This is a genomic window from Bacillus sp. BB081 (assembly GCF_008368895.1).
GTDB lineage: Bacteria > Bacillota > Bacilli > Bacillales > Bacillaceae_G > Bacillus_A > Bacillus_A wiedmannii.
The window spans coordinates 51,329-74,431 of record NZ_QOZX01000095.1; the positions used below are offsets into that span (position 1 = coordinate 51,329).

General features: G+C 35.4%; 18 protein-coding genes, 2 pseudogenes, 1 riboswitch and 1 other annotated feature. Of the genes and pseudogenes, 16 read left to right on the top strand and 4 right to left on the bottom strand.

Annotation, left to right across the window (positions count from 1 at the left end):
* The first annotated feature begins 273 nt into the window (after positions 1–273).
* From DN394_RS26410 to DN394_RS29620, 5 genes and pseudogenes are all read left to right on the top strand, one after another.
* Positions 274–552: a TIGR04197 family type VII secretion effector gene (locus tag DN394_RS26410; RefSeq protein ID WP_000971917.1), complete on the top strand. Its 279-nt coding sequence runs from the start codon at positions 274–276 to the stop codon at positions 550–552.
* Between the two features lie 42 nt (positions 553–594).
* Positions 595–957, top strand: coding sequence for a DUF3958 family protein (locus DN394_RS26415; protein WP_149294395.1), 363 nt, complete (start codon positions 595–597; stop codon positions 955–957).
* On the top strand, positions 954–2,582 hold the full coding sequence (locus tag DN394_RS26420) for an AHH domain-containing protein (protein ID WP_149294396.1): 1,629 nt from the start codon (positions 954–956) through the stop codon (positions 2,580–2,582). Before DN394_RS26415 ends, DN394_RS26420 begins: the two co-directional genes overlap by 4 nt.
* 37 nt (positions 2,583–2,619) lie before the next feature.
* Entirely contained in the window at positions 2,620–3,189 is a 570-nt protein-coding gene (locus tag DN394_RS26425; RefSeq protein WP_000708217.1) for an imm11 family protein, read from the top strand.
* A gap of 220 nt (positions 3,190–3,409) precedes the next feature.
* Positions 3,410–3,982 (top strand): annotated as a pseudogene (locus tag DN394_RS29620) (imm11 family protein).
* Positions 3,983–4,194: 212 nt separating this feature from the next.
* Here DN394_RS29620 and pyrH read toward each other — a convergent pair.
* The gene (gene pyrH, locus DN394_RS26435; protein ID WP_149294397.1) at positions 4,195–4,938 is read right to left on the bottom strand and encodes a UMP kinase; all 744 of its coding nucleotides are present in this window, start codon (positions 4,936–4,938) and stop codon (positions 4,195–4,197) included.
* A gap of 376 nt (positions 4,939–5,314) precedes the next feature.
* Here pyrH and DN394_RS26440 point away from each other — a divergent pair, with 376 nt between their 5' ends.
* The 6 genes from DN394_RS26440 (at position 5,315) to DN394_RS26465 (ending at position 15,460) form a co-directional block, all read left to right on the top strand.
* Positions 5,315–6,586: a cation:dicarboxylate symporter family transporter gene (locus tag DN394_RS26440; protein WP_097917589.1), complete on the top strand. Its 1,272-nt coding sequence runs from the start codon at positions 5,315–5,317 to the stop codon at positions 6,584–6,586.
* Between the two features lie 24 nt (positions 6,587–6,610).
* On the top strand, positions 6,611–8,050 hold the full coding sequence (gene aspA / locus DN394_RS26445) for an aspartate ammonia-lyase (protein ID WP_000224196.1): 1,440 nt from the start codon (positions 6,611–6,613) through the stop codon (positions 8,048–8,050).
* Between the two features lie 75 nt (positions 8,051–8,125).
* The gene (gene malS / locus DN394_RS26450; RefSeq protein WP_149294398.1) at positions 8,126–9,838 is read left to right on the top strand and encodes an oxaloacetate-decarboxylating malate dehydrogenase; all 1,713 of its coding nucleotides are present in this window, start codon (positions 8,126–8,128) and stop codon (positions 9,836–9,838) included.
* A gap of 63 nt (positions 9,839–9,901) precedes the next feature.
* Positions 9,902–11,200, top strand: coding sequence for a sensor histidine kinase (locus DN394_RS26455; protein ID WP_179953667.1), 1,299 nt, complete (start codon positions 9,902–9,904; stop codon positions 11,198–11,200).
* A 2-nt stretch (positions 11,201–11,202) separates the two neighbouring features.
* Positions 11,203–12,135, top strand: coding sequence for a response regulator (locus DN394_RS26460; RefSeq protein WP_097917590.1), 933 nt, complete (start codon positions 11,203–11,205; stop codon positions 12,133–12,135).
* 118 nt (positions 12,136–12,253) lie between these two features.
* Entirely contained in the window at positions 12,254–15,460 is a 3,207-nt protein-coding gene (locus tag DN394_RS26465; RefSeq protein ID WP_149294400.1) for a DEAD/DEAH box helicase, read from the top strand.
* A 95-nt stretch (positions 15,461–15,555) separates the two neighbouring features.
* Here the strand turns inward: DN394_RS26465 and DN394_RS26470 are convergent, their stop codons facing one another.
* Positions 15,556–15,690: a DUF3934 domain-containing protein gene (locus DN394_RS26470; RefSeq protein ID WP_000047588.1), complete on the bottom strand. Its 135-nt coding sequence runs from the start codon at positions 15,688–15,690 to the stop codon at positions 15,556–15,558.
* Positions 15,691–16,095: 405 nt separating this feature from the next.
* Positions 16,096–16,354 (top strand) — a binding site (T-box leader).
* Between the two features lie 70 nt (positions 16,355–16,424).
* Between DN394_RS26470 and asnA the strand changes: the two genes are divergently transcribed.
* The 4 genes and pseudogenes from asnA to DN394_RS26490 all read left to right on the top strand — a co-directional run bounded on the left by asnA (position 16,425) and on the right by DN394_RS26490 (position 19,212).
* Positions 16,425–17,408 (top strand): aspartate--ammonia ligase, encoded by a 984-nt coding sequence (gene asnA / locus DN394_RS26475; RefSeq protein ID WP_149294401.1) that lies wholly within the window; start codon positions 16,425–16,427, stop codon positions 17,406–17,408.
* A gap of 136 nt (positions 17,409–17,544) precedes the next feature.
* Entirely contained in the window at positions 17,545–17,658 is a 114-nt protein-coding gene (locus DN394_RS26480; protein ID WP_088092057.1) for a helix-turn-helix transcriptional regulator, read from the top strand.
* A gap of 83 nt (positions 17,659–17,741) precedes the next feature.
* Positions 17,742–17,981, top strand: a pseudogene (locus DN394_RS26485) (helix-turn-helix domain-containing protein); the annotation flags it as partial.
* Between the two features lie 118 nt (positions 17,982–18,099).
* Entirely contained in the window at positions 18,100–19,212 is a 1,113-nt protein-coding gene (locus tag DN394_RS26490; protein WP_149213650.1) for an RNA-guided endonuclease TnpB family protein, read from the top strand.
* A 377-nt stretch (positions 19,213–19,589) separates the two neighbouring features.
* Here DN394_RS26490 and DN394_RS26495 read toward each other — a convergent pair whose 3' ends face one another.
* Positions 19,590–20,042 carry a VOC family protein gene (locus DN394_RS26495; protein ID WP_000002878.1) on the bottom strand — a complete coding sequence of 151 codons (453 nt, stop codon included), beginning with the start codon at positions 20,040–20,042 and terminating at the stop codon, positions 19,590–19,592.
* 344 nt (positions 20,043–20,386) lie between these two features.
* A complete protein-coding gene (locus DN394_RS26500; RefSeq protein ID WP_149294402.1) occupies positions 20,387–21,616 on the bottom strand; it encodes an aspartate kinase in 1,230 nt (409 codons plus the stop codon).
* A 199-nt stretch (positions 21,617–21,815) separates the two neighbouring features.
* Positions 21,816–22,002, bottom strand: a riboswitch (Lysine riboswitch).
* Between the two features lie 191 nt (positions 22,003–22,193).
* On the opposite strand from DN394_RS26500, the gene DN394_RS26510 reads away from it, so the two are divergent.
* Complete coding sequence (locus DN394_RS26510) at positions 22,194–23,102, top strand: DoxX-like family protein (protein ID WP_149294403.1); 909 nt, start codon at positions 22,194–22,196, stop codon at positions 23,100–23,102.
* Position 23,103 lies beyond the last annotated feature (1 nt).

Genomic DNA, 23,103 nt, shown 5'->3' on the forward strand with positions numbered 1-23,103 from the left:
AGGAACCTTCAAAAATAGAAGGTTCTTTCTTGTTTTATAGTTCATTATTCATTATTGGTAGTTAAAAAAGTTTGGTCTATCGGGGGTTCCGCTGTTTTTATTTGCACTTCAGCAAAAAAATGAAATATGTAGCTAAAATAAAGTTAAGATATTGTCTCTATCTTATTAAGGGCTCTTAAAAAAACTGAAGTTTCATAACTGAATTTTTTGACAAACATAAACAATTAACGTGATATAATTTTATTAATAATTTTGAAACTAGAAGGTGTTTAAATGATGGGGAACTTCCAAAGTAATTTTCAAACGGCTACACAAATTGCTACGCAAATGAAAAATGCATCGGATACAATTCAAGGTGCGACAAATCGTTCTATAACAAAGGCGAGCCGTACTACACTATCTGTTAATGCCCAGGCGCAAGAAGCGAATCAACAAATGCTGGATTTGACTAGACAATTTTGTGGGGCCTTTCAACAAGCAATTGATAATATTCATTTAGTAGCTAAGGATTTTGAAAGAATGGATAACGAACTACAAAAGACATTTCGCTAATGTGGCAACCTACGGTAAAAGGAGAAGGGTAGGGAGAATAGGATGAGTCAAGATGTGGAAAAGAAAATAAATGAATTTAATCATGAATTACGGATAGTATTTGAAAAACAGGATCGAAATCAAGTGGAGATTCAAATTCAGAGACAGGCAGAAATGGAATTTCACGAATTGAGAAATCGAAATAATTACTTATTTAATAGGGTTTTAGAAACATGGTATGGTGATAAAGAAGTTTCTAATTTTTTTATGAATAAGCTCCAAGAGTCGCAACATATTGAGCGGAAATTAACATTTGAATTGGAAAATCAAAAAGAAACATTACTTAAAAAAAGACGCGATCTTATTGATTTAGAAACCGACCTTACCTATCGGCATCGACAATTAAAAGGGGAGGGCGAAGCATGAGTCTAAATATGTATTTAGGGGAAGTGCAAAATCAGACTGAAAGCATGAATGCTGTATGTGTGGCTACTATTCAAGCTATGGAGCAAGCAATTCAATCAATTGATGCTTTTGCAGCTGATACGGTTCTGCAAGGACAAACATATAGTAGTGCAAAAATATTTTTTGTCCAAACCTTTCGTCCTTTAGCACAAGGGATCATTTATTTATGTGAAGAATTAATTCGTCAAAATAATGCGTTTCCAAGCGATTTTCAATCACAAGTTGCTTCCACAGATGTCATTGAACAAGAAATAAGAGAGCAAATTCAAGAAATTAATCGAATGGTCGCAAGTATAGAAGCGATTAGTATTGCTACAGTATTGCCTGGAATAGATGCCATGGTTATCGTATTAATGGAGATGAGAAAAAAACTGCAAGAAAAATTAGAGCATCTATATGAATTTAACTATACGTCCAGTAATAACTACAATACAGCTCTTCAACTAGTGGCTAGCATTACTGCCGGCCTCGCTGAAGTCCAAAGTGGTAAAGGATTTAGTCCTGTAAGTGGTACGTTTAGTACACAAGGATTAAATATGGATTGGACCGTTTCGATTCAAGAAATTGCTGATGAAAGAAAACGTCAAGTTGATAATCTTTTAAAGGAAGGATCAATGGAAGAAGGAGCGGTGAGCAAGAAAGCTCCCGAAAAATCTACATCCGAAAAAATTATAGATGGTATTTTAGAAGGTACGGGTCAAGCTGTTGAAGATACAATAGATGGTATTGTGGCACTTGGTAAATGGGAAACGTGGGAGAACATGGGATACGCCGTTACTCATTTAGATGAAACCTTACCTGCTATGTGGAATGCATTGTCAGATTCGTTTATTAATGATGTAATAAATGGAGACGCTGAAAGTCGTGCTAAGTGGGGAAGTTATGCATTAACACAAGTTGGATTAGGGCTTATTGGTGATAAAGGAATAAGTAAAGTCACTACATTAGCAAAAGGTGCAAAATTTTCTACAGGAATGTCTTCTTTCGCAAATAAATTGCCATTGACGGATCGGTTGGCATTTGCAGGTACAAGTGGATTTGGAAGCAATCAAATAAAAAGTTTTGAAGTTTTACAAAAAGCTCGTGAAACATTTATGTTTTCCAAAACTAGTGGAAGAAGTAAAATTAAAGATGTTCAAGAAGTAATTCAGGAATATGCAGATAAAGTTCTTGATAGAGTAGAGGTGAAAAACGAATATCCTGATTCTTATACAGCATCTCAAAAATTACGTGCAGAACTTAAAGATGCAGGGGTTGATACACCTCCATATCCTAATGCGGCACATCACATAGTACCTTGGAATGATAGTAGGGCTGTGGAAGCTCAGGAATTATTACAAGAGATAGGGATAAGTTATGATGCTGCGGTCAATGGGGTGTTTTTACCATATAAAATAAATGATTATGTAACTACTGAAGTTTTACATATAGGTAACCACTCAAAAGAGTATATAAGAGAAGTAACAGAAAGATTGAATTCTGTTATAGAAATGGGTGGTACTCAAGCTGATATAGCTGAAGTGTTACATGGAATAAGAAGAGATTTATTAGAAGGTAATTTACGATTAAATGAACCCAAGAAATAACTAACTAAATAAATGGTAATAATAAAGGAGAATATATATGAAGATTTGGCAATTAAAGAGCTCGACTGATGATTATGAAACCTTTCAATTATTGAACTATGAAGAGGATAAAAAATATTTTAAAACTAGTTTTAATTCTATGGTGAGTTTGTCAGATTCATGGACGCCTCAGTTTATTGAGGTAACAGATGAAGGAAAGTCAAGCGATTCCCCTATTTTTTGGGGAAAGTCTGGTGTACAAATAATTAGTGAAAAAGCCAAGAATGTTTTAGAACCTATAGTAGGAGATACTATTGAATTTTTACCATTAATTCATAAACAAACAAACAAAAAATACTATGCTATGCATGTTTTAAGAGTGTTGGAAGCACTTGATACTAATAAAACAATCTTTGATAAGTTAAGTTCAGGTTTAATAATAGGGTGTAAAAAATTTGTATTTATTCCTTATGTTGTCCAGGATGAACCAATTTTTAAATTGAAAATAAATGGGAAGGTACATCCTAACTATCTTTTAGTATCAGATCAATTCAAAAATGCAATTTTAGAGAGTGAATTAAAAGGTTTTCAATTTACTGAAGTGTGGGATTCAGAAGAGGGTGCGTAAAGAAATCTAATTTAATTAGATTATTAATGGGAACCCATATCTAAGAGAGTAAAAAATAAAAAGCTTATGCACTTGTATAAGCTTTTTATTATGAATAAGTATAGTAATTCATATTCAAGATATATTTTAGAATCACAAAGTAAATAGTAGTAAACGATTTTTTGTTACTTAATATTCTATTTTATTTTAGAAGATAAAAGAATAGTTAAGGGGAATAAGCATGAAAATATGGGCATTAAAGAGTGTATTAGATAACTATGAGTCTTTCCAGTTATTAAATTTTGAAGAAGACAATAAAAAATATATTGATGGAAAAATAAATTCGATAACTCATTTAGCAAATTCATGGGGAAATATATATATATAGTGTATTGAAGGAGATATTCATAGTGATTTCCCTAAATTTTGGGGAGGAACTGGTGCACCAATGATTAGTGAAAAAGCCAAGCAAGTACTTGAACCTTTAATAGGCGATAATGTTGAATTCTTACCACTTTTATGCGATTCAACTAGTGAGGTATATTACTTGGTCCACGTGTTGAATGTACTAGATGCAATTGATAGTGATAAAGCAATTTTTAAAAAACTGATTACAGGTTTAATAATAGGATGCGAAAAATTCGCATTTAATAGTAATACTGTTCAAAATGAGATGATTTTTAAGGTTTATATAAATGGGAAAATTCATCCCACGGCTGTTTTTATTTCAGATGAATTGAAGAATCTTATTGAACAAAGTGATTTAAAAGGATTTGAATTTATTGAAGTGTGGGATTCAGAAGAGCTTTCGTAAATAAATTCTAAAATTATAAATGGTCCTGATAAGTTTACGATAAAAACTTAAGTCCCCTTGTTATACAAAGTAGGGGACTATTTACCCTGCATTAACGAGCAGTAAGATTCCCACCTCAAAATTCGGCTGAAGCAAAGGGGCGAGGTGAGAGATCAATTGCTTGTAAAAGGCTAATAATTCCTGGAGATGAACAAAACTTCCGATAAAAAATATTATTTTTCATGCACCAGCATCGAAACATCATCATTAATTAACGTCCCAACATGTTCACCTAAACAAATTCTTTTCATCACGCCAGGCTCATCAAAGTTAAAGACATGTGCTGGTAAATTATAATCACGGGCAAGTAGTAAAGCGGCTTGATCCATTACTTGTATGTTTTGCCTAACTATATCGTTATAGTTTAGTTTTTTATACATTTTCGCTGATTTGTTATGTTTTGGATCGCTTGTAAAGACACCATCTACGCCTTGTTTTGCGACTAATATGGCGTCACTATTCATTTCAATGGCTCTTTGTACACTTGGATAATCTGTCGTAACGAACGGTTGCCCGTTACCGCCCCCAAAAATGATGATATAACCGTTATCTAAATGGTGGACTGCACGTAAGCGAATGTATGGTTCAGCTACTGCATTAAAAGGGATGGAAGTCATAACGCGTACTTCTTTATCAGTTTTGCTAGTTAGAACGCCGCGAAGCATTAAGCTGTTAATTATCGTTCCTAACGTCCCTATATTATCAGCTTCTACGCGATCAATGCCCCATTCTTCAGCTAAATGACCTCTGAATATGTTACCACCACCAATTACGATGGAGACTTCGATACCTAAATCAACAATGGATATAATTTCGTTTGCGATATGTTCTAATCGTTTGGAGTTAAAGCTATTTCCGGATTGATCAGCAAGTGCGCCGCCGCTTAATTTAATTAAGACTCTTTTATATGGCTTCATAACAATTCCCCCTATATAGATCGCAATAAAAAAGGAACAAAGGCAAATGCCTTTGTTCCTTTTTAAGAAAATGAAAAAGAAAAGAAGAAGATAGGACGAATTTTTGTACATAATTTTTCATACCATCCACTCCTTTTCATTTCGATTTGTAGTAAGTATATATCTTTTTGATTATACGAAACAATCTGATTACTTATCAAGTATATTGTATCTCTTTTTAATAAAAAGGTGTCAATGAAAAAGAAAAGAAAAATTTTTGAATTTTTTGTGACGAACTTGTAGGTTTTTGTATGATTTTGTAGGTTCGCTTATAAGATGTGTGAGTAGCTTTTATAAATTCAAATTGAAAGCGTTCGCATGAAGGGGATGAACATAAATGAAAAAATTCGGATTGGCAACACAAATTTTTGTCGCGCTTGTTTTAGGGATTGTAGTAGGGGCAGTCTTTTATGGCAATAAAACGGCGATTTCTTATATCACACCAATTGGGGATATATTTATTCACTTAATTAAAATGATTGTAGTACCAATTGTTATTTCAGCATTAATTGTTGCGGTAGCTGGTGTAGGAGATATGAAGAAGCTTGGTAAACTAGGCGGGAAGACAATTCTTTATTTCGAAATCATTACAACGATCGCTATTTTAATGGGATTACTTGCGGCAAATATATTCCAACCAGGTACTGGCGTTGATATGAATAACTTACAGCAAAGTGATATTTCTTCTTATAAACAAACAGCAGATGCTACAGAGAAGAAAGGTTTTGCTGAGACGATTGTTCATATTGTACCGAAAAACGTATTTGAATCGATTGCACAAGGGGACTTATTACCGATTATTTTCTTCTCAGTATTATTCGGTTTAGGAGTTGCGGCAATTGGAGATAAAGGAAAGCCTGTTTTTAACTTCTTTGAAGGTGTACTCGAAGCGATGTTTTGGGTTACAAATCAAGTTATGAAATTTGCACCATTTGGTGTATTCGCATTAATTGCGGTTACGGTTGCAAAATTTGGTGTAGCAACACTACTTCCTTTAGGAAAACTAGTGCTAGCTGTATACGTAACTGTTATACTATTCGTTGTGATTGTATTAGGTATTAATGCACGAATGGTTGGCGTAAACATTTTTACATTAATGAAAATTTTAAAAGAAGAACTTATTCTTTCATTTACGACAGCAAGTTCAGAAGCTGTTTTACCTAATATAATGAGAAAAATGGAAGAGTTCGGTTGTCCAAAGGCAGTTGCCTCTTTCGTTATTCCGACAGGTTATACATTTAACTTGACTGGATCGGCTATTTATCAAGCGTTAGCGGCATTATTTGTTGCACAAATGTACGGTGTGCACATGTCACTAACAGAGCAAATAACGTTATTATTCGTTCTCATGTTAACATCCAAGGGTATGGCGGGAGTTCCAGGTGCATCGTTCGTTGTTGTATTAGCGACGTTAGGTTCAATGGGGTTACCACTAGAAGGTATCGCGTTAATTGCGGGAATTGACCGCATTTTAGATATGATTCGCTCATCTGTCAATGTATTAGGAAATGCATTAGCGGCTATTGTTATGTCGAAGTGGGAAGGCGAATTCGATAATGAGAAAGCAAAACAATATGTAGAAACAGTCAAAGAAACAAAAGCAGCATAAGAAATCGTTAAGGAGTGAATAATCATGGCAACATTAACTGAAGTTAAAAATGGTGTTCGAATTGAAAAAGATTTTTTAGGTGAAAAAGAAGTACCAAACTATGCATACTACGGCGTACAAACAATGCGTGCAGTTGAAAACTTCCCGATTACAGGATACAAAATCCATGAAGGTTTAATTAGAGCTTTTGCAATTGTAAAAAAAGCAGCAGCGCTTGCTAATACAGATGTAGGAAGATTGGAATTGAACAAGGGCGGCGCGATCGCAGAAGCTGCTCAAGAAATTCTTGATGGAAAATGGCATGATCATTTCATCGTAGATCCAATCCAAGGCGGAGCAGGTACTTCAATGAATATGAACGCAAATGAAGTCATGGCCAATCGTGCTCTTGAATTATTAGGAATGGAAAAGGGAGACTATCATTATATTAGTCCAAATAGTCATGTAAACATGGCGCAATCAACAAACGATGCATTCCCAACGGCGATTCATATCGCAACATTAAACGCATTAGAAGGTTTATTACAAACGATGGGTTATATGCACGATGTATTTGAATTAAAAGCAGAGCAGTTCGATCATGTTATTAAAATGGGTCGTACACATTTACAAGACGCTGTGCCAATTCGTCTTGGACAAGAATTTAAAGCATACTCTCGCGTACTTGAACGTGATATGAAACGAATTCAGCAATCACGTCAACACTTATATGAAGTGAACATGGGGGCAACTGCAGTTGGTACGGGCTTAAATGCAGATCCAGAATATATTGAAGCAGTTGTAAAACATTTAGCTGCAATTAGTGAACTACCACTTGTTGGTGCAGAAGACTTAGTAGATGCAACGCAAAATACTGATGCATACACTGAAGTATCAGCAGCACTTAAAGTATGTATGATGAATATGTCTAAAATTGCGAATGACCTTCGCTTAATGGCATCAGGTCCACGTGTTGGCTTAGCGGAAATTATGTTACCTGCTCGTCAACCAGGTTCATCTATTATGCCAGGGAAAGTAAACCCTGTTATGCCAGAAGTAATTAATCAAATTGCGTTCCAAGTAATTGGTAACGACCATACAATTTGCCTTGCTTCAGAAGCAGGACAATTAGAACTAAACGTTATGGAGCCAGTACTTGTTTTCAACTTACTTCAATCTATTAGCATTATGAATAACGGTTTCCGTGCCTTTACAGATAATTGCTTAAAAGGAATTGAAGCGAATGAAGATCGCTTAAAAGAGTATGTTGAGAAGAGTGTAGGAATTATTACAGCCGTGAACCCTCATATCGGTTATGAAGCAGCAGCTCGCGTTGCGAAAGAAGCAATTGCAACAGGTCAATCCGTTCGAGAACTTTGTGTGAAAAACGGTGTACTGTCACAAGAAGACTTAGAGTTAATTCTAGATCCATTCGAAATGACACACCCGGGGATTGCAGGAGCAACTCTTTTAAAGAAAAATTAAAAGAAGAGGGGGGACAATCCCCTCTTTTTTGTTTACAATATAGAAATGCTATATATGAATAGAGGTAGGGATGTTATGAGTAAGTTTACAGTAGCTTCTAATGGTTCATTAGAAACGACATTAAGAGGAGTAGAAGTATTATCAACACCACTTTTAAATAAAGGGGTCGCTTTCACGCAAGAAGAGAGAGAAGAATTAGGTTTAAAAGGGTTATTACCGCCAGCGGTTTTAACATTAGAAGAACAAGCACGCCGAGCGTATGAACAATTTTGTTCTCAGCCGGACGATTTATTAAAGAATGTATACTTAACAGCGTTACATGATCGAAATGAAGTGTTATTTTATCGTATATTAACAAATCATTTACGTGAAATGTTACCGATCGTATATACACCAACAGTAGGCGTAGCGATTCAAAGATATAGTCATGAATACCGTAAACCGCGTGGTGTGTATTTATCAATTAACGATCCGTCGGGTATCGAAGAAGCATTCGCCAATATCGGTGCAACAGAAGAAAATATTGATTTAGTCGTTGTTACAGACGGAGAAGGCATACTTGGAATTGGTGACTGGGGCGTTGGTGGTATAAACATCGCAATCGGAAAATTAGCTGTTTATACAGCCGCAGTTGGAATCGATCCTAGCCGTGTATTACCGGTAATCTTAGATGTAGGTACAAATCGTGAAGAACTATTAAACAATCCATTTTATATTGGAAATCGTCACCCTCGTATAACGGGTGAAGCTTACGATGAATTTATTGATACGTTTGTACAAGCAGTGAATAAACAATTCCCGAAAGCACTTTTACATTGGGAAGACTTTAGCTCTCGAAATGCACGGAAAATTTTAGATAAATATCGTCATGATATTTGTACATTTAATGATGATATTCAAGGTACAGGTGCAGTTTCACTGGCTGCTGTGTTATCGGCAGTGAAAGTTTCGGGTGTACCTTTAAGTGAACACCGCGTTGTTGTATTTGGTGCTGGTACGGCTGGAATCGGTATCGCAGATCAAGTTAGAGATGCAATGGTCCGCGTTGGCGTATCAGAAGAAGAAGCATATAAGCGTTTCTGGTGTATTGATCGTAACGGGTTAGTTACAAATAATATGGAAGATCTTCTTGATTTCCAAATTCCATATGCAAGAAAAGAAGCGGAAGTAAGTGAGTGGAAACAAAATGATGTGATCGGACTTGCTGAAGTTGTGAAGCATGTAAAACCGACAATTTTAATCGGTACATCAACTGTTGCAGGAGCATTCAAAGAAGAGATTATTAAAGAAATGGCTTCTCACGTAGAAAGACCAATCATTTTACCGATGTCGAATCCGACGCCACTTGCTGAAGCAAAACCAGCTGATTTAATCGAGTGGACAGAAGGAAGAGCATTAGTTGCAACAGGAAGTCCATTTGAACCAGTTACATACAACGGTGTAACGTATGTGATTGGACAATCAAATAACGCACTTATTTTCCCAGGTCTTGGTCTTGGAACAATTGTCGTACGTGCGAGCGTCATGACGGATGGAATGTTTGCAGCAGCTGCTGAAGCAGTTGCCAGCATGGTAGATACAAGTCAGCCAGGAGCACCTATTTTGCCCGAAGTTGAAGAGTTACGTAATATCTCGGAAATGGTTGCAATTGAAGTAGCGAAAGTTGCTGTTGCAGAAGGTGTTGCTAGAGAGAACTTAAGTGATAACGATATCAAGATTGCAGTGAAAGAAGCAATATGGGAGCCGGAGTACCGCCAAATAAAAGCGGTAGAAAAGGTTAGAATATAGAAATAAAGCCCGTTTATTATAATAAGCGGGCTTTCACTTTTATTGTCGAAAAAAGTATAGGAAGTGGCACCTTTGAATTGGAATCAATTATGGAAGAAAGATATATCCCTTTTAATTATATTAATGGTTGTTGTTCCGATTGCTGGAGAGCTTAATTTTCATCCTTTTAACGATACGTTTCGCGTTAGCTTTGGGACACCGCTTTTCTTTTTTTTATTATTATTTTTAAGAAGAATACCAGCAGCGGCTGCAGGTATTCTTGTCGGTATATGTGTCGTTTTATTCCGTGTATGCCTTGATTGGATCATGCAAGGTTCATTTCATATGACAGAATCATTTTATTTGCGCTATCCTGTGTTCTTCTATTATGTTATTTATGGAAGTCTTTTTTCACTTTGTAGGGTGAATAAGTTTCATCAGAAACCAATCGTTATTGGGTGCCTTGGAATTACAATTGAAATTATCGCAAGTATGTCAGAACTTGCGATTTATCATATGGTAGTACTCGGTACAACGATAACAGTTTCTGAAGTGAATAAATTAATTATTATTGCTATTTTTCGTAGTTTCTTTGCACTTGGCTTTTTAAATATGATGATTTTATATGAAACGAAATTAAAAGAGTCACAAGTCCGAAAAGAAAATGAAAAAATGTTCATGCACCTTTCAAATTTATATGTAGAATCTGTTCACTTGAAAAAAACGTTACAAAATGCAGAATTGATTACACAAGAAGCATATCAACTATATCGAAATTTACAGACAGATGATGATTCCAGTAGTAAAACAGCATTGAAAATAGCAGGAGAAGTGCACGAAATAAAAAAGGATAATCAAAGAATTTTTGCAGGATTATCTAAATTGTTATTAGATAAAAATGTGGCTGAGTATGTAGAAGGACATGAGCTTACAGAAATGATCGTAAGAATAAATGAGAAATATGCTGAAATGCTAGGGAAAGATATACGTTTTTCAAAACATATAGAAGGTGAACACGCTGCATATCACGTGTATACAGTGCTATCAATCTTTAATAACTTAGTTGCCAATGCAGTGGAAGCAATTGAAGATAGAGGCCTCATTCGTATTAAGTTATATAAACGAGAGCAACATGTAATCTTTGAAGTAATTGACGATGGCCCTGGTATTGCACAAAAGTATAAGAAATTAGTATTTAAGCCAGGGTTTACTTCCAAGTATGATCAAACAGGAACACCGTCAACAGGTATTGGACTTTCTTACATACACGAAATGGTAACAGAGCTCGGCGGAGAAGTAAGGTTAGAAGACAATGAAACAGGAAAAGGGTGTAAGTTTATCGTTTGTTTACCGGAGTGCAGTTTAAAGCGGGAAGGGGAATAGGTTTGTTTTATTATATTGTAGATGATGATGAAGTTTTCCGTTCAATGCTTTCGCAAATTATTGAGGATGGCGATCTTGGGGAAGTAATTGGAGAATCGGAAGATGGAGCGTTTATTGAAGCAGAACAGCTAAATTATAAAAAAGTAGATATTTTATTTATTGATTTATTAATGCCAATGAGAGACGGCATTGAAACAGTTCGCCATATAGCGTCTTCATTTACTGGGAAAATTATTATGATTTCCCAAGTTGAATCGAAACAGCTCATCGGTGAGGCGTATACACTTGGTGTAGAATATTATATTACGAAACCACTAAACAAAATAGAAGTAATATCTGTTGTACGAAAAGTGATGGAGCGTATTCGTCTGGAACGTTCTATATATGACATTCAAAAATCATTAAATAATGTGTTTCAGTGGGAAAAGCCGCAAATGCGTAGTGAAACAGTGCAAGAGGGAAAAAAGATATCAGATTCAGGACGCTTCTTACTAGCAGAACTCGGTATTGCGGGAGAGAACGGAAGTAAAGATTTACTTAGTATGCTGGAATATTTATATGGGCAAGAAAAGGCGCAAACATTTGAATTTGGCTTTCCTGCGTTAAAAGATATTTTTCACTATATTACGATAAAAAAATTAGGGGATGAAGCTTTAGATACGGATATTGATAAAGAGAAAAAAGCATCTGAACAAAGAGTGCGCAGAGCGATTTATCAGTCGTTAAATCATTTGGCCTCTTTAGGGTTAACAGATTTTTCAAATCCGAAATTTGAAAGCTATGCCCCAAAGTTTTTTGATTTCACTGTAGTTAGAAAACGAATGACAGAAATGACAAAGGATGAAATAGCGACTTCTGGCCATATACGAATTAATACGAAGAAATTTATTCAGGTGTTATATTTTGAGGCGAAAAGGTTGATGGAGATAGAGTGAAGAAGGTGCTTATAAATAAGCATCTTTTTTTGTTAAATCAATATTTTATATTTTCTCGTAGAGCATGTAAAATGTTAAGTAAGAGAAAATGGTTTTACATTAAGGAAGTGTCAAAACAATGAGTTTTACATTAAATAAATCGATTATTAAAGAAGTATGCGGAGAGACCTCATATAAAAGAGGCGAAGCTTATTATAAAGCAAATAAAGTAATTGTGAATCATTATGATGAAACGAAAGAAATTTGTGAGGCGACGGTAAAAGGGAATGAAGATTTTCATGTTACAGTAGAAAAAGCTAAAAAAGGTGATGTAGTTGCGAGATGTAGTTGCCCTTCATTAGCGTCTTTTCAAACGTACTGTCAACATGTTGCAGCCGTACTGATACAAATAAATTATAACCAGCAAACGGGCGTCATGCCCCCTGCAAGTAGTGAAAAAATGAGCGGGAATGCCGAATTAACGAGCGGGATGTTTCAGTTGTTTGCAGACAAAACACTTAGGCCAAAAAGTAAACAACACCGTTTTGATACACGTGAAATATTAGATGTTGCTTTTATATGTTCACCAGTGGCTACGAAAAGTGGTGGGGCCCTTCTTGGAATTCAGTTAAAACTTGCGAAAACATATTTTATAAATCATATTAGAGAATTTCTTTCTAAAGTGGAAAAAAGAGAGGCTTTTCATTGTTCTAATGAATTTACATACACACCAGATGTACATAGCTTCAGGCAAGAAACGGATGCGGTTATTCAGCAGCTTATTAAAATGTATCATAATGAAAAAATGTATGAAGATGCGTTAGAAGTACATGCGAAACAAGATGAAAGTATGATATTCATACCGCCAGCTTCGTGGAAAGATATGCTCTCTTCACTTTCTAAAGTTGAGTATGTACAGCTGAAACAAAATGAACAACAGTTTCAGGGCTTACAAATTTCAAACGGTTTATTGCCATTACATTTTGAGTTTACGAAAGGAAATAATGGTGGATTCACACTTCATATAGACGGCCTAAATCTTGTTCAAGTTATGGAAATGTATAACAACGCTCTTTACGATGGGAAATTATATCATTTACCTATGGAAGATTGTATGCGACTTATTGAATTACAAAAGATGATGAGTCGCTCAAATAGCAATCAGTTTTATATTCCTGAAAGTAAGATGGAACATTTCGTAGCCAAAGTTGTGCCAGGATTAATGAAACTTGGAACGGTACGAATTGATGAAGTAATATCAGATCGTGTTGAAACGCCGTCGCTAAAAGCAAAACTGTATTTAGATCGAGTGAAAAATCGTTTGTTAGCAGGTCTTGAATTTCATTATGGAAACGTCATGATCAATCCGTTAGAAGAAGACGGACAGCCGTCTGTTTTTAATCGTGATGAGAAAAAGGAAAAAGAGATTTTAGACATTATGAGTGAAAGTGCCTTCGCGAAAACAGAAGGTGGTTACTTTATGCATAATGAAGAGGCTGAGTATAACTTTTTATATCACGTCGTTCCTTCGTTAAAAGGCTTAGTTGATATTTATGCGACGACAGCAATTAAATTACGTATTCATAAAGGGGATACAGCACCACTTATTAGAGTGAGAAGAAAAGAAAGAATTGATTGGTTATCATTTCGTTTTGATATAAAAGGAATACCGGAAGCAGAAATTAAAGGTGTATTAGTGGCTCTTGAAGAGAAACGCAAATATTACCGATTAGCGAATGGTTCCTTATTATCACTAGAGAGCAAAGAATTTAATGAAATTAATCAGTTTGTGAAAGAATCGGGTATTCGGAAAGAGTTTTTACACGGAGAAGAAGTGAACGTTCCGCTTATCCGGAGTGTAAAATGGATGAACGGACTTCACGAAGGTAATGTTTTAAGTTTAGATGAGTCTGTTCAAGATTTAGTAGAAAGCATTCAAAATCCGAAAAAATTAAAGTTTACAGTGCCGCAAACTTTAAATGCTGTAATGAGAGAGTATCAAGTATACGGATTTGAGTGGATGAAAACACTCGCCTATTACCGTTTTGGCGGTATTTTAGCAGATGATATGGGACTTGGAAAAACACTGCAAAGTATTGCTTACATAGATTCTGTGTTGCCTGAAATTCGAGAAAAGAAACTACCTATATTAGTCGTTTCACCGTCCTCTCTTGTTTATAATTGGTTTAGTGAATTGAAAAAATTCGCCCCGCATATTAGAGCGATTATTGCAGATGGAAATCAAACGGAGCGGCGAAAAATATTAAAAGACATAGTGGAATTTGATGTCGTAATTACGTCATATCCATTACTGAGAAGAGATATAAGATCGTATGCGAGGCCGTTTCATACACTGTTTCTTGACGAAGCACAGGCGTTTAAAAATCCTACAACCCAAACTGCAAAAGCAGTGAAAACAATTCAAGCTGAATTTCGTTTCGGGTTAACGGGAACGCCTGTAGAAAATTCATTAGAAGAGCTATGGTCTATCTTCCATGTCGTATTTCCGGAATTATTACCAGGAAGAAAAGAATTCGGTGATTTAAGGCGTGAAGATATTGCGAAGCGCGTAAAACCTTTCGTATTAAGACGATTAAAAGAAGACGTATTACAGGAGCTTCCAGATAAAATAGAGCACTTACAGTCATCGGAGTTATTACCAGATCAAAAGAGACTTTATGCTGCTTATTTAGCGAAATTAAGGGAAGAAACGTTAAAACATTTAGATAAAGATACGTTACGTAAAAATAAAATTAGAATTTTAGCTGGCTTAACGAGATTGCGACAAATTTGTAATCATCCCGCTTTATTCGTTGATGATTATAAGGGTAGTTCAGCTAAATTTGAACAACTATTAGAGATACTAGAGGAATGCAGAAGTACTGGTAAGAGAATTTTAATCTTTTCTCAATTTACGAAGATGCTGTCTATTATTGGTCGTGAGTTAAATCGTCAAGCGATTCCATACTTTTATTTAGACGGGAGTACACCATCACAAGAACGTGTAGAGCTATGTAATCGGTTTAACGAGGGGGAAGGGGATCTATTTCTCATTTCTTTAAAAGCTGGTGGTACGGGTCTTAACTTAACGGGTGCTGATACGGTTATATTATACGATTTATGGTGGAATCCAGCTGTTGAACAACAAGCAGCTGATAGAGCATATCGAATGGGACAAAAAAATACAGTACAAGTTATAAAATTAGTAGCCCACGGAACAATTGAGGAAAAAATGCATGAACTGCAAGAGAGTAAGAAAAATTTAATCGCTGAAGTGATTGAGCCGGGAGAAGAGAAATTATCATCAATCACGGAGGAAGAAATACGAGATATTTTAATGATTTAATATAAAAAGCTATGCTTTCACATGTATGAGAGCATAGCTTTTTTAGTGTAATAATTATAATTTGTTTTGAACAAAGTAAAGAGATAATACAGAATTTATTTTTTAGTCCCTTTACTTTTATATGGCTTGGCAGCTGCCTTTTTCTTTGCACTTGATTGCCAACGATTCCATCCTTTACTTCCTGTACCTTGTCCTACACCTTTTTTCGGTTTTGCTTTCGTTTTACTCATATGATCACTCCGTTATATAAAAATCTTATTTGATAATAGTCAATGATTTAGAACATACTCTTTATAAATGACTATGATTGCTTTAAGTAAAAATAAACTGCTTGAATGCTATAGTATAACACGAATTTGCAAGTAAACTGAAAGGAATTACAAAGAAAATGAAAATAATACGAAATACTGCGGATTCTATATTTCGAACGATTACATTACTTGTTGTGTATATGTTAGTTTCGGTTAGTGAAACGTTTTTTGGATTGACAAGACAAAAGAAGTGAAGACGTTATATTGAAAACAATCAATAAAGCCGTAAAATAAAGAATTGAAAAATATTTTTAAATTTTTGTTGACTTTCTTTATTTTTTGTATAGAATAATCATTAATAAAATGTTTCAGAGATGTGACAACAAAACGACTATGAAAGGACGAGTAGTAGTAGGATGTAGTCTAAGCGAGTCAGGGGTGGTGTGAGCCTGATACGAAGCCTATTATGAAGAACCTCCTGGAGTTGCTAACCGAAATCCTTTAGAGGAAAGTAGACTTAGCCGGGAACTTCGCCGTTACAAGAAGAACAGTATCGAGATATTTCATCTCCGTATTGTATAAGTGAGCAACCTCTGTTGCTAATTTGGGTGGTACCGCGGAACCAAAGTCTTTCGTCCCAGTTTTTTGGGAAAGAAGGGCTTTTTTTGTTGGCTTCTTTTCACAACATCTAAACATTTTAGGAGGAAACCACCATGTATCAATCATTAATGACAGTAAGAGAGACTCAAATCGCAATTAAGGAAGTTAAAACATTTTTCGAGGATCAATTAGCAAAACGCCTTGAACTATTCCGCGTATCTGCACCATTATTCGTAACGAAAAAATCAGGATTAAACGATCACCTAAATGGTGTAGAACGTCCAATTGAGTTTGATATGTTACATTCAGGAGAAGAATTAGAAATTGTGCATTCACTAGCGAAATGGAAACGATTTGCTTTACATGAATATGGATATGAAGCTGGTGAAGGTTTATATACAAACATGAACGCGATTCGTCGTGATGAAGAACTTGATGCAACACATTCCATTTACGTTGACCAATGGGATTGGGAAAAAATCGTTCAAAAAGAATGGCGTACTGTAGATTACTTGCAAGAAACAGTACGAACAATTTATGGAATATTCAAAGATTTAGAAGACCACTTATTTGAAAAGTATCCGTTCCTTGGAAAGTATTTACCAGAAGAAATTGTTTTCATCACTTCCCAAGAACTAGAAGATAAATATCCAGAATTAACACCGAAAGATCGTGAACATGCAATTGCGAAAGAACACGGTGCAGTCTTTATTATCGGAATTGGTGATGCACTTCGTTCAGGTGAAAAGCATGATGGACGCGCAGCTGATTATGATGATTGGAAATTAAACGGTGACATTTTATTCTGGCACCCAGTATTACAATCTTCATTCGAATTATCATCAATGGGAATTCGTGTTGATAGTAAATCACTTGATGAGCAGTTAACGAAAACAGGTGAAGACTTCAAACGTGAGTACGATTTCCATAAAGGTATTTTAGAAGACGTACTACCGTTAACAATTGGCGGTGGTATTGGACAATCAAGAATGTGCATGTACTTCTTACGTAAAGCACATATTGGTGAAGTTCAATCTTCTGTATGGCCTGACGATTTACGTGAAGCTTGCAAGAAAGAAAACATTCATCTGTTTTAATAGAAGAGAGAGGATAGCTCAAAGAGTTATTCTCTCTTTTTTATTGTGTAAACGAATGGTTTACAGTGGATTTTACCAATAGTTTCTTTCTTTTTTATCTCCTATTATGTCATAATTTGTTAAAGAAGGGGACGTTATGAGCTTAGGACAACAACTTAAAAGATTACGAGAGTCAAAAGGGTTTTCGCAGGAAGATGTTGCTAAAAAGATTGGTATAACGAGGCAAGCGGTATATAAAGTGAAACTTTAATCAGTGGGCGATTTATCCTACTGATTATTAGTTGAACCAATCGGGCTTTTATAGGCAGTTAATCGCATCTGGCTGCCTTGTTTGTGCTTAAAAGCTTTGATGAGATTTACTGCCTGTTAAAGCGGGGTAAGTGGGAACATGATAAAAGTTGCCCTGATATTGAAAATTTGATTTTATTGAGTGAAATGTATAATGTTACGCTCGATGAGTTAATAAAAGGGAACCAAAATTTGAAAGAGAAAATACATATTGATGAAGATGAGGATTTTGAGAAAGAGAATGAGTTTGGTTTTCCTATTTATTTCGCCTCTGATATAATCAGTCTTATAAGAGTGGAATTTTGGTATAACAATGAAAATAGAAAATAATCTTGTAGTGTTCAGGTTGTGTGATCACCGTCATAGCTTATGGAAAATGAAGCGGAAAATGAGGTGAATGGATATGCCAAAGCAGAATAAGGCGTATAAATTTCGTCTGTATCCAACAGAAGAACAAGCACATCTTATACGAAAAACATTCGGGTGTGTACGTTTTGTGTATAACAAAATGTTAGTTGAACGAAAAGAAGTATATGAAAAATATAAAGAGAACAAGGAAGAACTAAAGAAAGAAAAATTCCCTACTCCTGCGAAATATAAGACAGAGTATGAATGGTTGAAAGAAGTTGATTCATTGGCATTGGCCAACGCGCAATTAAACTTGCAAACTGCGTATAAGAATTTTTTTAGTGGGAAAAGTGATTTCCCTACATTCAAAAGTAAAAAAAGTAGAAAATCCTATACAACGAATCGAGTAAACGGAAATATTATGTTATTTCATGGTTATATCAAATTACCAAAGTTGAAAATGGTAAAACTGAAGCAACATAGAGAAATCCCACCAAAACATATCATCAAATCGTGTACGATTTCGATGACACCTACTGGTAAATACTATGTGTCCGTCTTGACTGAATATGAAAAAGAGATTGTACAAAAAGAAGTACAAAGTGTAGTTGGATTAGACTTCGCAATGGCTGAATTGTATGTGAGTAGCGAAGATGAGAAAGCCAATTATCCTCGCTTTTATCGTCAGATGTTAGAGAAATTAGCGAAGGCACAACGAGTATTAGCAAGACGTGTGAAAGGTTCAGAGCGCTGGAATAAACAACGTATTCGTGTAGCGAAATTGCATGAAAAGGTCGCCAATCAACGTGAAAATTTTCTTCATCATAAGTCTAAAGAATTAGCTACGAGTTTTGACGTTGTAGCAATCGAAGACTTACATATGAAAGGAATGTCACGAGCATTTAGATTTGGTAAGAGTGTAGCGGATAACAGTTGGAGGATGTTCACGACATTTTTAGCATATAAGCTACAAGAACAAGGAAAACAGCTTGTAAAAATAGATAAATGGTTTCCTTCTACAAAGATGTGTAGTAATTGTGGAAATAAAAAAGAAATGCCGTTATGTGAACGCACGTATGCGTGTTTGTGTGGACTCACAATTGGCCGTGATTATAATGCAGCGATCAATATCAAAAAGGAAGCCATCCGCTTATTAGTGTTGGCATAAATAGTAATAAAATAACCTTTGGAACAAGGGAGTTAGCTCGGCTGTCCTAGGACAAATTCGTTAGCTATCAAAAGTAGCGATGAACCGAGAAGCCCCTACTTCAAGTAAGCTCGTAAGAGATACTAAGTGGTGGGTAGTTCACAAGAAAAGATATATATGATAAGAAGTGAGAAGAGTCGGTTATATTTCCTAGGAAAGAGTATAACAAGTAATTGAATTGTTTTATAATGATTTCGGGATGTTGATAGTATGTTAAAAAGTTCAAACAAGCATAACCCCGCTCTAAAGCTAGGACGGGGTTCAAAATCTAAGTTTTATTAAGCGTAAAGTTCTTTCAAATATTTTTACTTCAGTAAAGACGTCTAATAAAACATTACTTATTTATTACCGAGTTCCTCCGCTAAGCCGATTAAAATTCCTTCGGTTCCACGAATGTAGCAGAGTCGATACGAGTTCTCATACTGAACTACTTCGCCAACGAGCTGAGCACCATGCTTAGTCAGTCTGGATACCATTTCGTCAATGTCTTCAACGGTGAACATGACGCGCAGGTAACCGAGGGCATTTACAGGAGCTGTCCGATGGTCTGCTATAGTAGGTGGGGTGAGAAATCGCGAAAGTTCAATTCGACTATGGCCATCTGGCGTAACCATCATAGCAATCTCTACGCACTGAGAACCGAGTCCAGTTACGCGACCAGCCCATTCACCTTCAACAGTAGCTCGCCCTTCGAGATTCAAGCCAATCTCCTCGAAGAAAGAGATTGCGTTATCAAGTGATTCTACAACGATGCTGACATTGTCCATTCGTAGTAATCGGTTGTTTGCCATAGTTTTTATCTCCTTTTATGTATAAATTTATTATTTGATTATCCTCATAATTATACTAAAATCTCTTCTAAACAAAAAACATCTTGTCACAGTGTAGGAAAATGTGACAAGGTGTTTTCGGGCATAGTATATAAAATCTTGTTAACGAATAACACTTCGTAAACCCTTTACTATTGAAATATGCGAGAACTTTATTTCGTGAATGCTATCATTTCAAGAATTTGATACTGTAATTGCTATTCGATAGAATAACTTCGACTTTCCCACAAAACAGTCCTACCCTGTTTCTATTGATATAGGAAGGAAATAGATTCATATATTTTTTAAAGTTTTACCGGTGGAAATTAACTCATCTGCACTAAAGGCTCAATTTTCGCCATAAATGATTGATGCAGTGCCTCGACACCTGTTACTAAATGAAGGCGGTCAATAACGACAGACACTTTAATTTCTGATGTACTTACCATTTTAATATGAATATCTTCTTCTTTTAAAGTAGTGAACATATTTGCAGCAACACCAGGATTAGAGACCATACCAGATCCTACAATGGATACTTTTGCTAAATGATTTTCATATTCTACAGATTCATAGTGAAGTGTTTCTTGATTCTGTTCCAATACCTCTAATGTTTCTTTTAAATCATTAGAATGGATTGAGAAGGAGAGGTGAACAGTTCCTTCATTTGTAATACTTTGAATGATGATATCTACATTAATATGTGCTGTTGCTAATGTAGAGAAAACTGTTGAAAGTGCACTTTGTTCCAATCCTTTCATTGTGACGCGTGTAATATTATCTTCAAATGCAATACCTTTAACGATTGATTGTTGTTCCATGTTACATTCTCCTTTTACAATTGTTCCGTTTTCTTGTTCCATACTTGAGCGAACTTCTAACATGACATTATGATTTTTAGCAAACTCAACAGCACGCGGGTGTAATACACCAGCACCGAGGTTTGCTAGTTCTAGCATTTCGTCATAAGAAATTTCATCTAATTTATAAGCATCTTTTACAACTCGTGGGTCCGTTGTATATACACCGGTCACATCCGTGTAAATATCACATTTTTTTGCTTTCAGTGCAGCAGCTAATGCAACAGCAGTTGTATCAGAACCACCACGTCCAAGCGTTGTAATTTCATGTTCTTTACTGGCTCCTTGGAAGCCAGCTACAATAACAATCGTACCTTCAGTAAGATAAGATTGAATTCGATCTGTATGAATGTCAGTAATCCGTGCACTACTATGTACAGATTCTGTCGTAATACCAGCTTGCCATCCTGTTAATGAAATCGCGTTATAACCTTTTGCTTGTAGTGCCATCGTTAATAATGAAATAGTAACTTGCTCTCCTGTTGATAGAAGCATATCCATTTCGCGTTTACTCGGATTTTCTGAAATCGCGTTAGCAAGTGCTACGAGTTCATCTGTGCTTTTTCCCATTGCTGAAACGACAGAGACGATGCTATGCCCTCGTTCATATTCTTCAATAATTAAATTTGCTACATGTTGAATGCGCTCAACGCTTCCAACAGAAGTGCCACCAAATTTTTGTACAATCGTTTCCATTACGAATTCCTTCTTTCATCCATTTTTAAGAATAGATTAGGACATATATAGATCCAAATATTCCTGTAGTTACCAGAGAAAAACAAAAAACACCATCTCAAATAAGTGAGGATGGTGCTGTTACAGGAAAAGGGAAACAGAAAACGGAGCTAATAAAAAAACCGCCAAAAAAGGAATACCATAAAAATGATATCTCTTTTTTGTAGATAGCTCTTCATACATACACTGCTGTACATATGACAGTTCTGTTTCTATTCGAAAACAGCCCCAATCGATAAATGCAGAGAAAATTATCGATTTCGGCAATACTTCCTTTCATCTAATTTCATAGACATCTCTGTGTCTCCATTAGAATAATCATAAGTATCGCAACCTCTATCTCACGTTTTAGGCGAGAGTGTTTGATTTATGAAGTTGTTGGTAACATTTGTTTTATAATAATTTAAATTTTTCGGGGAATCAAGTGTTTTGTATAAATTTTAAAAATTCTTTATTTTCTTGAAGTAGTTTGTGAAAACTGTAGCAAAATAAATTCATTGCATGTACATTAAGTTTATAGTGTATAGGAGGTGGAAGAATGAAGGGGAAAAAGCCTATTTATGTTTCGGCAGAAATGAACACAACAATGGAAAAATTATGGGGATATACACAGGAACCCGATATACATACAGAATGGGATGCTCGCTTTACTGAAATTTCGTATTTAGAGAAAAAAGAAGGAGAACCGCAGAAGTTTTTATATAAAACTAAAATTGGATTAGGACTTGAAATAGCTGGTGAAGGGGAATCGATAGGAGAAATAAGAAAAGAAACGGGGGAACGGATTTCTTCTTTAAAATTTTGGACAGATAATAAATTATCACTTATTCAAATAGGGCGTGGTTATTGGAAGTATACACCGCGTAAAGAACACATTCATTTTGAGACGCAATATGATTACGATACGAGGTTTGGTCGTATAGGAAATGTAATAGATTTCTATATGTTTCGTCCGTTATTAGGCTGGGCGACTGCTTGGAGTTTTGATGCTTTAAAATCATGGTTAGAAAAGGGACTTCATCCGAGATTACTAATTAGAAGAACAATGACATATTGGCTCGTATGTTTTTTGTTTGCTTTTGTATGGATGTATCAAGGAATAGTGCCGAAACTAGTGTTTACTCATTCAGAAGAAGTAAAAATGCTATCTGTGATAATTGGTTCAACGGAATATAGTATTTTTGTACTTAAAATAATTGGATTATTAGAAATTATTTTTGGTGTCCTATGGCTGTTGCCATTTCCAAAACGAAAAGTATTTGTCGTACATATTTTTATGTTAATAGCCTTAACGATAGCGGCAGGATTTACGAATGTCGCAAGCTTTACAGAGCCGTTTAATCCAATTACATTAAATATTTTACTAATGGGGTTATCAATTGTCGGTTATATAAATAGCACGAATTTGCCAAGCTCAAAAAATTGCAAGAGGAAGAGAAAGGGATAAT

Bases quoted from the DNA above. Each gene is read 5' to 3' on its own strand.
- DN394_RS26410 (WP_000971917.1), top strand. From the start codon at position 274: ATGATGGGGAACTTCCAAAGTAATTTTCAAACGGCTACACAAATTGCT.
- DN394_RS26415 (WP_149294395.1), top strand. From the start codon at position 595: ATGAGTCAAGATGTGGAAAAGAAAATAAATGAATTTAATCATGAATTA.
- DN394_RS26420 (WP_149294396.1), top strand. From the start codon at position 954: ATGAGTCTAAATATGTATTTAGGGGAAGTGCAAAATCAGACTGAAAGC.
- DN394_RS26425 (WP_000708217.1), top strand. From the start codon at position 2,620: ATGAAGATTTGGCAATTAAAGAGCTCGACTGATGATTATGAAACCTTT.
- pyrH (WP_149294397.1), bottom strand. From the start codon at position 4,938: ATGAAGCCATATAAAAGAGTCTTAATTAAATTAAGCGGCGGCGCACTT.
- DN394_RS26440 (WP_097917589.1), top strand. From the start codon at position 5,315: ATGAAAAAATTCGGATTGGCAACACAAATTTTTGTCGCGCTTGTTTTA.
- aspA (WP_000224196.1), top strand. From the start codon at position 6,611: ATGGCAACATTAACTGAAGTTAAAAATGGTGTTCGAATTGAAAAAGAT.
- malS (WP_149294398.1), top strand. From the start codon at position 8,126: ATGAGTAAGTTTACAGTAGCTTCTAATGGTTCATTAGAAACGACATTA.
- DN394_RS26465 (WP_149294400.1), top strand. From the start codon at position 12,254: ATGAGTTTTACATTAAATAAATCGATTATTAAAGAAGTATGCGGAGAG.
- DN394_RS26470 (WP_000047588.1), bottom strand. From the start codon at position 15,690: ATGAGTAAAACGAAAGCAAAACCGAAAAAAGGTGTAGGACAAGGTACA.
- asnA (WP_149294401.1), top strand. From the start codon at position 16,425: ATGTATCAATCATTAATGACAGTAAGAGAGACTCAAATCGCAATTAAG.
- DN394_RS26480 (WP_088092057.1), top strand. From the start codon at position 17,545: ATGAGCTTAGGACAACAACTTAAAAGATTACGAGAGTCAAAAGGGTTT.
- DN394_RS26490 (WP_149213650.1), top strand. From the start codon at position 18,100: ATGCCAAAGCAGAATAAGGCGTATAAATTTCGTCTGTATCCAACAGAA.
- DN394_RS26495 (WP_000002878.1), bottom strand. From the start codon at position 20,042: ATGGCAAACAACCGATTACTACGAATGGACAATGTCAGCATCGTTGTA.
- DN394_RS26500 (WP_149294402.1), bottom strand. From the start codon at position 21,616: ATGGAAACGATTGTACAAAAATTTGGTGGCACTTCTGTTGGAAGCGTT.
- DN394_RS26510 (WP_149294403.1), top strand. From the start codon at position 22,194: ATGAAGGGGAAAAAGCCTATTTATGTTTCGGCAGAAATGAACACAACA.